The organism is Enterobacter cloacae complex sp. ECL411, assembly GCF_021869665.1.
Classification (GTDB): Bacteria; Pseudomonadota; Gammaproteobacteria; order Enterobacterales; family Enterobacteriaceae; genus Enterobacter; species Enterobacter intestinihominis.
In genome coordinates this window covers 4,488,290-4,501,758 of the sequence record NZ_CP091486.1, presented here as the reverse complement: position 1 = coordinate 4,501,758, position 13,469 = coordinate 4,488,290, and the positions used below count along the sequence as shown (strand labels likewise).

At 53.3% G+C, this 13,469-nt stretch carries 8 protein-coding genes, 2 tRNA genes and 3 rRNA genes; 10 read left to right on the top strand and 3 right to left on the bottom strand.

Features of this window, described 5'->3' with window-relative positions:
• Nucleotides 1-24 precede the first annotated feature (24 nt).
• From trkH to birA, 9 genes are all read left to right on the top strand, one after another.
• Complete coding sequence (trkH, locus tag L3069_RS21610; RefSeq protein WP_022649737.1) at nt 25-1,476, top strand: Trk system potassium transporter TrkH; 1,452 nt, start codon at nt 25-27, stop codon at nt 1,474-1,476.
• A 10-nt stretch (nt 1,477-1,486) separates the two neighbouring features.
• Entirely contained in the window at nt 1,487-2,032 is a 546-nt protein-coding gene (hemG, locus tag L3069_RS21605) for a menaquinone-dependent protoporphyrinogen IX dehydrogenase (protein WP_022649736.1), read from the top strand.
• Between the two features lie 352 nt (nt 2,033-2,384).
• A 16S ribosomal RNA gene (locus L3069_RS21600) occupies nt 2,385-3,926 on the top strand.
• Nucleotides 3,927-3,996: 70 nt separating this feature from the next.
• A tRNA-Ile gene (locus tag L3069_RS21595) sits at nt 3,997-4,073 on the top strand.
• Between the two features lie 105 nt (nt 4,074-4,178).
• Nucleotides 4,179-4,254: transfer RNA gene (locus L3069_RS21590), tRNA-Ala, on the top strand.
• 170 nt (nt 4,255-4,424) lie between these two features.
• Nucleotides 4,425-7,330, top strand: a 23S ribosomal RNA gene (locus L3069_RS21585).
• A gap of 71 nt (nt 7,331-7,401) precedes the next feature.
• Nucleotides 7,402-7,517 (top strand): 5S ribosomal RNA (rrf, locus tag L3069_RS21580).
• Together the 16S, 23S and 5S rRNA genes with 2 tRNA genes alongside form the textbook arrangement of a ribosomal RNA operon.
• Nucleotides 7,518-7,651: 134 nt before the next feature.
• Nucleotides 7,652-8,680 (top strand): UDP-N-acetylmuramate dehydrogenase, encoded by a 1,029-nt coding sequence (murB, locus tag L3069_RS21575; RefSeq protein WP_038416897.1) that lies wholly within the window; start codon nt 7,652-7,654, stop codon nt 8,678-8,680.
• Nucleotides 8,677-9,639 carry a bifunctional biotin--[acetyl-CoA-carboxylase] ligase/biotin operon repressor BirA gene (gene birA, locus L3069_RS21570; RefSeq protein ID WP_003861169.1) on the top strand — a complete coding sequence of 321 codons (963 nt, stop codon included), beginning with the start codon at nt 8,677-8,679 and terminating at the stop codon, nt 9,637-9,639. Before murB ends, birA begins: the two co-directional genes overlap by 4 nt.
• Nucleotides 9,640-9,672: 33 nt before the next feature.
• Here the strand turns inward: birA and bcsG are convergent, their stop codons facing one another.
• The 3 genes from bcsG to bcsE are packed head-to-tail and all read right to left on the bottom strand — an operon-like array spanning nt 9,673 to nt 13,098.
• On the bottom strand, nt 9,673-11,352 hold the full coding sequence (gene bcsG / locus L3069_RS21565; RefSeq protein ID WP_023298844.1) for a cellulose biosynthesis protein BcsG: 1,680 nt from the start codon (nt 11,350-11,352) through the stop codon (nt 9,673-9,675).
• Nucleotides 11,345-11,539: a cellulose biosynthesis protein BcsF gene (gene bcsF / locus L3069_RS21560; RefSeq protein ID WP_022649733.1), complete on the bottom strand. Its 195-nt coding sequence runs from the start codon at nt 11,537-11,539 to the stop codon at nt 11,345-11,347. The genes bcsG and bcsF overlap by 8 nt, the downstream gene beginning before the upstream one ends.
• Nucleotides 11,536-13,098 (bottom strand): cellulose biosynthesis c-di-GMP-binding protein BcsE, encoded by a 1,563-nt coding sequence (gene bcsE, locus L3069_RS21555; protein WP_038416896.1) that lies wholly within the window; start codon nt 13,096-13,098, stop codon nt 11,536-11,538. The genes bcsF and bcsE overlap by 4 nt, the downstream gene beginning before the upstream one ends.
• Nucleotides 13,099-13,272: 174 nt before the next feature.
• Between bcsE and bcsR the strand changes: the two genes are divergently transcribed.
• Nucleotides 13,273-13,461 (top strand): cellulose biosynthesis protein BcsR, encoded by a 189-nt coding sequence (gene bcsR / locus L3069_RS21550; RefSeq protein WP_022649731.1) that lies wholly within the window; start codon nt 13,273-13,275, stop codon nt 13,459-13,461.
• Nucleotides 13,462-13,469: the final 8 nt, after the last annotated feature.

The following is a 13,469-nucleotide window of genomic DNA, read 5'->3' as shown; positions in this document are numbered from 1 at the left end:
TGAATACCTAAGGAAGCGGCAGAGATGCATTTTCGTGCCATTACCCGAATCGTTGGATTGCTGGTCATACTTTTCTCCGGGACAATGATCATTCCCGGACTGGTGGCGCTCATCTACCGGGACGGCGCGGGGCGTGCATTTACGCAAACCTTTTTTGTCGCGCTGACGATTGGCTCCCTGCTGTGGTGGCCAAACCGCCGTGAGAAAGGTGAACTGAAATCCCGGGAGGGTTTTCTGATCGTGGTCCTGTTCTGGACGGTACTGGGAAGCGTGGGTGCGCTGCCGTTTATCTTCTCTGAACAACCGAATCTCACCGTCACGGATGCGTTTTTTGAATCGTTCTCCGGATTAACGACCACCGGGGCCACCACGCTTGTGGGGCTGGATTCACTCCCGCATGCAATTCTCTTTTACCGGCAGATGCTCCAGTGGTTCGGCGGTATGGGGATCATCGTGCTGGCGGTGGCTATCCTGCCGATTCTGGGCGTCGGGGGGATGCAGCTTTACCGGGCTGAAATGCCTGGCCCGTTGAAAGATAACAAGATGCGCCCGCGTATTGCGGAGACGGCGAAAACCCTTTGGCTTATTTATGTCCTGCTGACGGTGGCCTGCGCGCTGGCGCTTTGGTTTGCCGGGATGCCTGCGTTTGATGCCATCGGGCACAGCTTTGCCACTATCGCTATCGGCGGGTTCTCCACCCACGATGCCAGCGTTGGGTACTTCGACAGCCCGACGATCAATACCATCATTGCCATCTTTTTGCTGATCTCAGGCTGTAACTACGGTCTACACTTCTCGTTGCTTAGCGGCCGGAGCCTGAAGGTGTACTGGCGCGACCCGGAATTCCGGATGTTTATTGGCGTCCAGTTGACCCTGGTGATCATCTGTACCCTGGTACTATGGTTCCACGATGTCTATAACTCGGCGGTCACGACCCTGAACCAGGCCTTCTTCCAGGTGGTATCGATGGCGACAACCGCCGGTTTCACCACGGACAGTATTGCGCGTTGGCCGCTGTTCCTGCCGGTGCTGCTGTTGTGCTCTGCGTTTATCGGCGGCTGTGCCGGGTCGACGGGCGGCGGCCTGAAGGTGATCCGTATTCTGCTGCTGTTCAAGCAGGGGAACCGTGAACTTAAACGTCTCGTCCACCCGAATGCGGTTTACAGCATCAAGCTGGGCAATCGTGCACTGCCGGAGCGTATCCTCGAAGCGGTGTGGGGATTCTTCTCCGCTTATGCGCTGGTCTTTATTGTCAGTATGCTGGCGATTATCGCCACGGGCGTGGATGATTTCTCTGCCTTCGCCTCTGTGGTGGCAACGTTAAACAACCTGGGGCCGGGGCTGGGTGTCGTGGCGGATAATTTCGCCAGTATGAACCCGGTGGCAAAGTGGATCTTAATCGCCAATATGCTGTTTGGTCGTCTTGAGGTCTTTACGCTGCTGGTGCTGTTTACCCCAACATTCTGGCGTGAGTAAGGAGACATTGGTGAAAACGTTAATTCTTTTCTCAACGCGTGATGGGCAAACGCGTGAGATTGCTTCATATCTGGCTTCTGAACTCAAAGAGCTGGGCATTTATTCTGATGTGGTGAACCTGAATCGCACTGAACAGATTGCCTGGCAGGATTACGACCGTGTGGTCATTGGCGCTTCAATTCGTTACGGTCATTTCCATCCGGCGCTGGATCGCTTTGTGAAAAAGCATACGGCGGAGCTCGCTAAGCTGCCCGGCGCGTTTTACTCGGTCAACCTGGTTGCCCGTAAAGCAGAGAAGCGTACACCGCAGACTAACAGCTATACGCGCAAGTTTTTGCTGAGCTCGCCATGGCAGCCCGATATCTGTTCTGTCTTTGCGGGCGCGCTGCGTTACCCGCGTTACCGCTGGTATGACCGCTTTATGATCCGCCTGATCATGAAGATGACGGGCGGGGAAACGGATACGCGTAAAGAAGTGGTTTATACCGACTGGGATCAAGTGGCCAGTTTTGCCCGTGAAATTGCACGTTTAACGGACGATTCGCGGGTTAAATAAGCGTTGAGTTTGAAAAGTGAGCGAACGAAAAGTTTTTTGTATTTAGTGCTTGTCACTTCAGAAGAACTCCCTATAATGCGCCTCCACTGACACGGAACAACGGCATACACGCCGCCGGGTCAGCAGAGAAAAGCAAAATAAACGCTTGACTCTGAAGCGGGAAAGCGTAATATGCACACCCCGCGCCGCAGCGAAAACGTAGCGGCACTGCTCTTTAACAATTTATCAGACAATCTGTGTGGGCACTCAAAGTGACATGGATTCTTAACGTCCTCGGACGAAAAATGAATACCAAGTCTCTGAGTGAACATACGTAATTCATTACGAAGTTTAATTCACGAGCATCAAACTTAAATTGAAGAGTTTGATCATGGCTCAGATTGAACGCTGGCGGCAGGCCTAACACATGCAAGTCGAACGGTAACAGGAAGCAGCTTGCTGCTTCGCTGACGAGTGGCGGACGGGTGAGTAATGTCTGGGAAACTGCCTGATGGAGGGGGATAACTACTGGAAACGGTAGCTAATACCGCATAACGTCGCAAGACCAAAGAGGGGGACCTTCGGGCCTCTTGCCATCGGATGTGCCCAGATGGGATTAGCTAGTAGGTGGGGTAACGGCTCACCTAGGCGACGATCCCTAGCTGGTCTGAGAGGATGACCAGCCACACTGGAACTGAGACACGGTCCAGACTCCTACGGGAGGCAGCAGTGGGGAATATTGCACAATGGGCGCAAGCCTGATGCAGCCATGCCGCGTGTATGAAGAAGGCCTTCGGGTTGTAAAGTACTTTCAGCGGGGAGGAAGGCGACAGGGTTAATAACCCTGTCGATTGACGTTACCCGCAGAAGAAGCACCGGCTAACTCCGTGCCAGCAGCCGCGGTAATACGGAGGGTGCAAGCGTTAATCGGAATTACTGGGCGTAAAGCGCACGCAGGCGGTCTGTCAAGTCGGATGTGAAATCCCCGGGCTCAACCTGGGAACTGCATTCGAAACTGGCAGGCTAGAGTCTTGTAGAGGGGGGTAGAATTCCAGGTGTAGCGGTGAAATGCGTAGAGATCTGGAGGAATACCGGTGGCGAAGGCGGCCCCCTGGACAAAGACTGACGCTCAGGTGCGAAAGCGTGGGGAGCAAACAGGATTAGATACCCTGGTAGTCCACGCCGTAAACGATGTCGACTTGGAGGTTGTGCCCTTGAGGCGTGGCTTCCGGAGCTAACGCGTTAAGTCGACCGCCTGGGGAGTACGGCCGCAAGGTTAAAACTCAAATGAATTGACGGGGGCCCGCACAAGCGGTGGAGCATGTGGTTTAATTCGATGCAACGCGAAGAACCTTACCTACTCTTGACATCCAGAGAACTTAGCAGAGATGCTTTGGTGCCTTCGGGAACTCTGAGACAGGTGCTGCATGGCTGTCGTCAGCTCGTGTTGTGAAATGTTGGGTTAAGTCCCGCAACGAGCGCAACCCTTATCCTTTGTTGCCAGCGGTCCGGCCGGGAACTCAAAGGAGACTGCCAGTGATAAACTGGAGGAAGGTGGGGATGACGTCAAGTCATCATGGCCCTTACGAGTAGGGCTACACACGTGCTACAATGGCGCATACAAAGAGAAGCGACCTCGCGAGAGCAAGCGGACCTCATAAAGTGCGTCGTAGTCCGGATTGGAGTCTGCAACTCGACTCCATGAAGTCGGAATCGCTAGTAATCGTGGATCAGAATGCCACGGTGAATACGTTCCCGGGCCTTGTACACACCGCCCGTCACACCATGGGAGTGGGTTGCAAAAGAAGTAGGTAGCTTAACCTTCGGGAGGGCGCTTACCACTTTGTGATTCATGACTGGGGTGAAGTCGTAACAAGGTAACCGTAGGGGAACCTGCGGTTGGATCACCTCCTTACCTTAAAGAACCTGCCTTTGCAGTGTCCACACAGATTGTCTGATGAAAAACAGCAGTAAAAAATCTCTGCAGGCTTGTAGCTCAGGTGGTTAGAGCGCACCCCTGATAAGGGTGAGGTCGGTGGTTCAAGTCCACTCAGGCCTACCAAATTTTTGCTGATGCTGCGTTGCGGCGACACTCACATACCTGAGTATGCTTCGTGTCACCACGCCTTGCCTCAACAAAAATTATCGGTAGAGAGATAACTACGATGGGGCTATAGCTCAGCTGGGAGAGCGCCTGCCTTGCACGCAGGAGGTCTGCGGTTCGATCCCGCATAGCTCCACCATCCTTTACTGCGAACACAAGAAAACTTCAGAGTGAACCTGAAAAGGTGCACTGCGAAGTTTTGCTCTTTAAAAATCTGGATCAAGCTGAAAATTGAAACGACACACAGCTCATGTGTGTTCGAGTCTCTCAAATTTTCGCAATCGGAAGTGAAACATCTTCGGGTTGTGAGGTTAAGCGACTAAGCGTACACGGTGGATGCCCTGGCAGTCAGAGGCGATGAAGGACGTGCTAATCTGCGAAAAGCGCCGGCGAGGTGATATGAACCTTTGACCCGGCGATGTCCGAATGGGGAAACCCAGTGCAATCCGTTGCACTATCGTTAACTGAATACATAGGTTAACGAGGCGAACCGGGGGAACTGAAACATCTAAGTACCCCGAGGAAAAGAAATCAACCGAGATTCCCCCAGTAGCGGCGAGCGAACGGGGAGCAGCCCGGAGTCTGAATCAGCTTGTGTGTTAGTGGAACGGTCTGGAAAGTCCGACGGTACAGGGTGATAGTCCCGTACACGAAAGCACACTTGCTGTGAACTCGAAGAGTAGGGCGGGACACGTGGTATCCTGTCTGAATATGGGGGGACCATCCTCCAAGGCTAAATACTCCTGACTGACCGATAGTGAACCAGTACCGTGAGGGAAAGGCGAAAAGAACCCCGGCGAGGGGAGTGAAAAAGAACCTGAAACCGTGTACGTACAAGCAGTGGGAGCCTCTTTATGGGGTGACTGCGTACCTTTTGTATAATGGGTCAGCGACTTATATTCTGTAGCAAGGTTAACCGTATAGGGGAGCCGAAGGGAAACCGAGTCTTAACTGGGCGTTAAGTTGCAGGGTATAGACCCGAAACCCGGTGATCTAGCCATGGGCAGGTTGAAGGTTGGGTAACACTAACTGGAGGACCGAACCGACTAATGTTGAAAAATTAGCGGATGACCTGTGGCTGGGGGTGAAAGGCCAATCAAACCGGGAGATAGCTGGTTCTCCCCGAAAGCTATTTAGGTAGCGCCTCGTGAACTCATCTTCGGGGGTAGAGCACTGTTTCGGCTAGGGGGCCATCCCGGCTTACCAACCCGATGCAAACTACGAATACCGAAGAATGTTATCACGGGAGACACACGGCGGGTGCTAACGTCCGTCGTGAAGAGGGAAACAACCCAGACCGCCAGCTAAGGTCCCAAAGTCATGGTTAAGTGGGAAACGATGTGGGAAGGCACAGACAGCCAGGATGTTGGCTTAGAAGCAGCCATCATTTAAAGAAAGCGTAATAGCTCACTGGTCGAGTCGGCCTGCGCGGAAGATGTAACGGGGCTAAACCATGCACCGAAGCTGCGGCAGCGACGCTTAGGCGTTGTTGGGTAGGGGAGCGTTCTGTAAGCCGTTGAAGGTGTCCTGTGAGGGGTGCTGGAGGTATCAGAAGTGCGAATGCTGACATAAGTAACGATAAAGCGGGTGAAAAGCCCGCTCGCCGGAAGACCAAGGGTTCCTGTCCAACGTTAATCGGGGCAGGGTGAGTCGACCCCTAAGGCGAGGCCGAAAGGCGTAGTCGATGGGAAACAGGTTAATATTCCTGTACTTGGTGTTACTGCGAAGGGGGGACGGAGAAGGCTATGTCAGCCGGGCGACGGTTGTCCCGGTTTAAGCATGTAGGCGGAGGTTCCAGGTAAATCCGGTACCTTATTAACGCTGAGGTGTGATGACGAGGCACTACGGTGCTGAAGTGATAAATGCCCTGCTTCCAGGAAAAGCCTCTAAGCATCAGGTAACACGAAATCGTACCCCAAACCGACACAGGTGGTCAGGTAGAGAATACCAAGGCGCTTGAGAGAACTCGGGTGAAGGAACTAGGCAAAATGGTGCCGTAACTTCGGGAGAAGGCACGCTGATATGTAGGTGAAGCCCCTGCGGGCGGAGCTGAAATCAGTCGAAGATACCAGCTGGCTGCAACTGTTTATTAAAAACACAGCACTGTGCAAACACGAAAGTGGACGTATACGGTGTGACGCCTGCCCGGTGCCGGAAGGTTAATTGATGGGGTTAGCGGCAACGCGAAGCTCTTGATCGAAGCCCCGGTAAACGGCGGCCGTAACTATAACGGTCCTAAGGTAGCGAAATTCCTTGTCGGGTAAGTTCCGACCTGCACGAATGGCGTAATGATGGCCAGGCTGTCTCCACCCGAGACTCAGTGAAATTGAACTCGCTGTGAAGATGCAGTGTACCCGCGGCAAGACGGAAAGACCCCGTGAACCTTTACTATAGCTTGACACTGAACACTGGTCCTTGATGTGTAGGATAGGTGGGAGGCTTTGAAGCGTGGACGCCAGTCTGCGTGGAGCCAACCTTGAAATACCACCCTTTAATGGCTGGTGTTCTAACGTAGACCCGTAATCCGGGTTGCGGACAGTGTCTGGTGGGTAGTTTGACTGGGGCGGTCTCCTCCCAAAGAGTAACGGAGGAGCACGAAGGTTGGCTAATCCTGGTCGGACATCAGGAGGTTAGTGCAATGGCATAAGCCAGCTTGACTGCGAGCGTGACGGCGCGAGCAGGTGCGAAAGCAGGTCATAGTGATCCGGTGGTTCTGAATGGAAGGGCCATCGCTCAACGGATAAAAGGTACTCCGGGGATAACAGGCTGATACCGCCCAAGAGTTCATATCGACGGCGGTGTTTGGCACCTCGATGTCGGCTCATCACATCCTGGGGCTGAAGTAGGTCCCAAGGGTATGGCTGTTCGCCATTTAAAGTGGTACGCGAGCTGGGTTTAGAACGTCGTGAGACAGTTCGGTCCCTATCTGCCGTGGGCGCTGGAGAATTGAGGGGGGCTGCTCCTAGTACGAGAGGACCGGAGTGGACGCATCACTGGTGTTCGGGTTGTCATGCCAATGGCACTGCCCGGTAGCTAAATGCGGAAGAGATAAGTGCTGAAAGCATCTAAGCACGAAACTTGCCCCGAGATGAGTTCTCCCTGAGACCTTGAGTCTCCTGAAGGAACGTTGAAGACGACGACGTTGATAGGTCGGGTGTGTAAGCGCAGCGATGCGTTGAGCTAACCGATACTAATGAACCGTGAGGCTTAACCTTACAACGCCGAAGCTGTTTTGGCGAAGAGAGACAGACACGATTTTCAGCCTGATACAGATTAACAGAATTTGCCTGGCGGCTTTAGCGCGGTGGTCCCACCTGACCCCATGCCGAACTCAGAAGTGAAACGCCGTAGCGCCGATGGTAGTGTGGGGTCTCCCCATGTGAGAGTAGGGAACTGCCAGGCATCAAACAAGTGAAGAGGCCATCCGAAAGGATGGCCTTTTTGCGTTTCTGCACCTGCTTCCTTTCCATAAACTAATCACCCATCCCTTCGTATATACGGTAAACTATCCCGGTTTTTGCATCAGGATAGCGTCTATGAATCACTCCCTTAAGCCCTGGAATACCTTTGGTATTCAACGGAATGCTAATCAAATTGTACGTGCCGACAGTGCTCAGCAGTTGCTGAATGCCTGGCAAAACGCAACAGAAAACGGTGAACCCGTACTTATTCTGGGCGAAGGAAGTAATGTCCTGTTTCTCGATGATTTTGCGGGGACGGTAATCGTTAATCGCATCATGGGGATTGAGCGTAAAGAGAGCGCTGACAGCTGGCATTTACACGTGGGTGCTGGCGAAAACTGGCACCATCTGGTGCAATATACCCTTGAAAAAGGGATGCCCGGACTGGAAAACCTGGCCCTCATCCCGGGCTGTGCAGGATCATCTCCTATTCAAAACATCGGTGCCTACGGCATTGAACTGAAACACGTCTGCGAATATGTCGACTGCATCGAACTCGCGACCGGAACGGCGAAGCGTTTGACCGCAGAGCAGTGCCGCTTTGGCTATCGCGACAGCATTTTCAAGCACGACTATCAGGATCGTTTTGTCATTGTGGCCGTTGGCCTGCGTCTGGCGAAAGCATGGAAACCCGTTCTGACTTACGGCGAACTGGCCCGTCTCGATCCGGCTACCGTCACACCGCGTGAGGTTTTTGATTCCGTTTGCCACATGCGAAGGACCAAACTGCCGGACCCGAAAGTGAATGGAAATGCGGGCAGTTTCTTCAAAAATCCGGTGATCGGCAGCGAAAATGCGAAAGCGTTTCTCGCCGGCTGGCCAACGGCCCCGCATTATCCTCAGGCGGATGGCAGCGTGAAGCTGGCCGCAGGCTGGCTTATCGATCAATGTGAATTAAAAGGTACTACGCTTGGTGGCGCTGCTGTTCATCGTCAGCAGGCGCTGGTACTGATCAACCAGTCCAACGCGACAAGTGAGGATGTCGTCAACCTGGCGCACCATGTTCGCCAGCGTGTGGGCGAAAAATTTAACGTCTGGCTGGAGCCTGAAGTTCGCTTTATTGGCCGAACGGGCGAAGTGAATGCCGTGGAGACCATTGCGTGAAGGACAATACTATTCCGTTAACTCTCATCGGTATTCTTGCTGATGGCGAGTTTCATTCTGGCGAGCAGCTGGGCGAACAGCTGGGCATGAGCCGCGCTGCCATCAATAAACATATTCAAACGCTCCGCGACTGGGGCGTGGATGTGTTTACGGTGCCGGGAAAAGGCTACAGCCTGCCGGAACCAATCCAGTTACTGAATGAAGAGATCATCCGCAGCCAGATTGGACACGGTAACGTCGCGGTATTGCCGGTCATTGATTCGACGAACCAGTATCTGCTGGATCGCCTGAGCGAGCTGAAATCCGGTGATGCCTGCGTTGCCGAGTACCAACAGGCAGGACGTGGCCGCCGGGGGCGTAAGTGGTTTTCGCCATTTGGTGCCAACCTCTACCTTTCCATGTACTGGCGGCTTGAACAGGGGCCAGCTGCGGCCATCGGGCTGAGCCTGGTCATCGGCATTGTGATGGCAGAGGTGCTGCATGATTTGGGTGCCGATCAGGTGCGGGTAAAATGGCCCAACGATCTGTATCTCAACGATCGAAAGCTGGCGGGGATCCTGGTCGAACTGACGGGAAAAACAGGCGATGCCGCACAGATCGTCATTGGGGCGGGGCTGAACATGGTGATGCGAAACGTGCAGAACGATGTCGTGAACCAGGCCTGGACCAACCTACAGGAAGCGGGGATCACCATCGATCGCAATACGCTTGCCGTCCGCATGATCAATGAGTTGCGTAGTTCGCTGACGCTCTTTGAACAAGAGGGGTTAGCGCCATTCCTGTCCCGCTGGGAAAAGCTGGATAACTTTATTAACCGACCGGTGAAGCTGCTGATTGGGGATAAAGAGATTTACGGCACATCACGCGGCATTGACGCGCAGGGCGCGTTGCTGCTTGAACAGGATGGCGTGATTAAGCCTTGGGTGGGCGGTGAAATTTCGTTACGAAGTGCAGAGTAACCCTCTCCCCCACAGGGGAGAGGGTGTAGCAGGTCACTGCGGATACGGCACCCAATCCCCGGCATTCAGTCGGACATAAGGCTTATTCTGATACTGGATCACCACCGCATTGGCGTTTTCCGATACCTCCGCCGTCTGCGGCAGCCCGCTGGTGAGCTGATCCCAGTTCACGCTATCTTCCACAAACAGCTTACCGTCTACAGCGCGAGCAACCAGTTCCGAGATGGCCAGATAGCTGCTTGGCTGGGTGATCTCAACTGGCGCGCCCTGATGCGGTGCCTTCATGCCAAAGAACTTAATCCCGGCCGGAACGTTTGTGATGGACGGGCTTGGGATATCGCGCAGACCAGACACCTGCATCCTGTCGCCTTTCAGCGCTCCACCATGTTCCGGGACCACCACCACCATCACTTTACGACCTGATTTTTCCAGCTCGTTAAAGAACGCGTTCAGCTCGTCAAAGAACTTCTGCGCACGGGCCTTGTAATCGGCCGTTTTGCTTACGCCCGGATAATGATTCCCGTCGTGAAGCGGCAGCGTATTATAGAACGTCGCGCTACGCGTCCCTTCCTCTTTACCGACGGTGTCGAACCAGCGCTGAAGTACGGCGGTATCGTCATAGACCGGCGAGCCATCGAAGCCCAGTAACGTCACTGGCAGCCCTTTCTGGTCCATCAGTGGGGCCTGCATGCCACCCTGTTCACGCACTTCTTTCAGGAAGTTACCGAACTGACCGTTATGGCCCATCATCAGGTGTTGGGTAAAGCCCAGTTTTGCCAGGTTATCAAACAGGTAACACTGGTTAGCTGCCGGCTGGTAGAGGTTCTTATGCGAGGGCTGCCCACAGCTCGCGCGCAGCAGGCGGATAGCCGCTGGGCCGCTGTACGACGTGGCCGAGTTGAAGTCTTTGAACTGAATATCGAAATGCGACCACAGCGGGTGCGACATCAAACCAGCCGCGTCAACGTCAGCCCAGGACAGAGAACAGATGTTAATGACCAGCAACTCAAACGGCTGAGCATCGGCAGGCAGCGCGTCCGGGAATTTCGTCTGACGCTTATCTTCCGCAGCGTAAAAACTGGAGAGCCACGCGTTCAGGTTCGTAGATGTCGGCGGCGCCGTCTGCGCTGGAATATCCCCAACCACAGGCGTATCCCCTGCTGTCGCGACGGTAGCGGCGGCGGAACCGCCCGTGGTGGTTACGGTTGTCGTCGGCTGACCGGCTGGCCACAGCGAGAAGCTCGGGCCCGTCAGCGTCAGTACGTTTAGCCAGATCATAATCGCGACGACAAACACCGTCACCCGGATCCACTGAGACAGGAACAGCCAGGCAACCAGCAGGACAAATACCGCGCCAATCATCTGCCAGTTAATAAAGCGCTCAACCAGATCGAGCATATAGTCCGCACTGAAACCTGCGACCTGGGAGCCCTGGCTCATAATGCTTTCGGGGCCGGGTAGCCAGGTATCATGCCAGAACAGGGCGAAACCGATAGGGATAGCAATCCAGTGACGTATACGGTGCAGCCTGAGGTTCGGAATTGGCATCAGCAGGAATGCCATAAACACCAGATTAAGCAGCGGGTGGAAATTAAGATAGCCTGCCCACAGCAGACCAAACTTCACCAGAAAGTAGAAATTCCAGCCGGACAGACCGCGCCAGTATTGCCAGAGTGGCGATGGCGCTGAAGAGGTATAGGTAGAATTAGTCATGTTTTCGGTTTGCCTTGACGTTTGAAGCGCGAGTCAGTGTGCCGGCGGGTTTAATATAGCGAGGTTTGACGAACAGTAATCTGATCGTATCGCGAATACGGCGCAGGGAATGGCGTGCATAGTAGCCAAGCGGCAAAAAAATCAGCGCGCACAGAACAACCAGTTGGATGATATCGCTGATATTCATAATGGAACGCTCTCCTTGTTCTCATCCATTAAGCGTAGCGGCTCAGGAACCCGACGCCATACATGCCCGTCATGTTTCGCGTTCAGAACCGGTTTGGCACCACTTGTAACAGGCAACGGTTTGGCCCATTTTTCAGGTGCCAGGGCTCGCATCTGGACAAGCTCAGCGCTGATCAAATTATCTTCAAACCAGACCATGCGGTTCGAGAAAATATCCCCGGTAGGCAGCGGGAAGATATGGTTCAGGGCGGTATCCAGATCGTTCACCCGACAGAAGGAGAGGAACAGCACCAGGCGATTATCGCCAATGGTCATGATATCCCCGATACGATTAGGGCGGCACAAGGTGAGCGCCTGCTCAACGCGAATGCCCGGCACAGGACGCAGGGCAACCATCACCCCTTTTCCGTCTGCCGGTAAAAGCGTATTGCTCATCATGTTGCCCACCGCATCGCAGAAGGTGTCCCATTTCTGGTAGCCGCGCAGTTTCATCGGCTGCGTCATTGAAAGCAGGGTGCTGATATCTTCCGGAACATATCGATTAAACTGCTGGCCCTGAATGCTTTCGATCAGCGTCAGACAGCGCGACAGGGGAGCATTCCAGGGAATGACCATATTCGCGCCGCAGCCCAGTAATAAGCGCTCATCGGTGGCGCGCAGGCTGGTATTATTTTCACGTACCACGATTTTTAACGCGCTGCCGCGCTGGCGACGTAATGTGTGAATGTGCCGTGCCAGCGTTTCGATTTGGTTATTCTGGATCAACGAGAAGATAATGGTCGCCGCCTGCGTGGTGCGCGCCTCATCAAATAAGGCCTCGTTAGTTTCGAACAGTGACCAATGCTCAGACAGTGCAGGCGCACCTTCCAGTACCGCAATATGACTCAGAACGCGCTTTTCATCACTGCGTGGCTGAACCACCGTCTCTTCCTGTTGAGCAAGATGCCACTCGTCCCCGTCATTTTTGAGGGTAAGCTGCTGTCGGGAGCTCACCCCTTTTTCATTGCACCAGAAAGCCACGTCGTAAAGATGGCTGTCAGTCTGGACACGAATACTGGCCAGGCCATAGAGGGAACGGTATTCACTCATTAAAAGTGAAAAAAGTTTGTCGTTATTACTGCCCGGGTTAACAACCAATAAGGTGCAATTTTGATTTTTTGCCCATCTGCTGATTCTTCCCAGCCATTTCAGCAGTTTTTCAGACGGGATATTTTGTAGACCGTTTTGAGAACATTTAAGAATCAGTAAATAGTGTTCAGGAACAATAGAGCACTGAATATCGCGGGGCAAAAAGTATAAACTGTCGGCCTCCGCTGGCATGGAAAATAATCGTACTGTCTGGGGTCCACGGTCAGTTTCGAGCCTGATGATTGACTTTGGCTCATCGCCCATCGTAATGACGGCCACGCGGTAATCCTTACCCTGCGCCGCTATCGTCTGGTTTACCAGACTGATGGCATCTTCATTACGATCCGTATTAACCCACCAGACTCCTCCGACTGGCATGTGGCGCAATTCGTCCCATAATGACTGGATGCCAATAGAAAATATGGAGTCCACGGTGTCCCTCTTTTCGTCGAATTTCTATGTCTCTCAGTTTACTAGCGAAAGCGTAGAAATAAACCTAACATTGAAATTAAAGAACATCAGATTTAGCATGTAAATGAAATTTCGTGGGCAGGACGCCTCGCTGCATCTGAATCTTATGATTTTACTCAAAGGGATGAAATAAGAATGCAAAATAACGAACCCGCAACTCCAGTCGACCCAAGCCTGGGTTACACATTCCAAAACGATTTTCTGGCGCTCACGCAGGCTTTTTCATTGCCTGAAATAGATTACACCGATATTTCCCAGCGGGAACAGTTGGCTGCGGCTATTAAACGTTGGCCGTTATTAGCTGAGTTTGCCCAACAACAATAAGGAAGCCA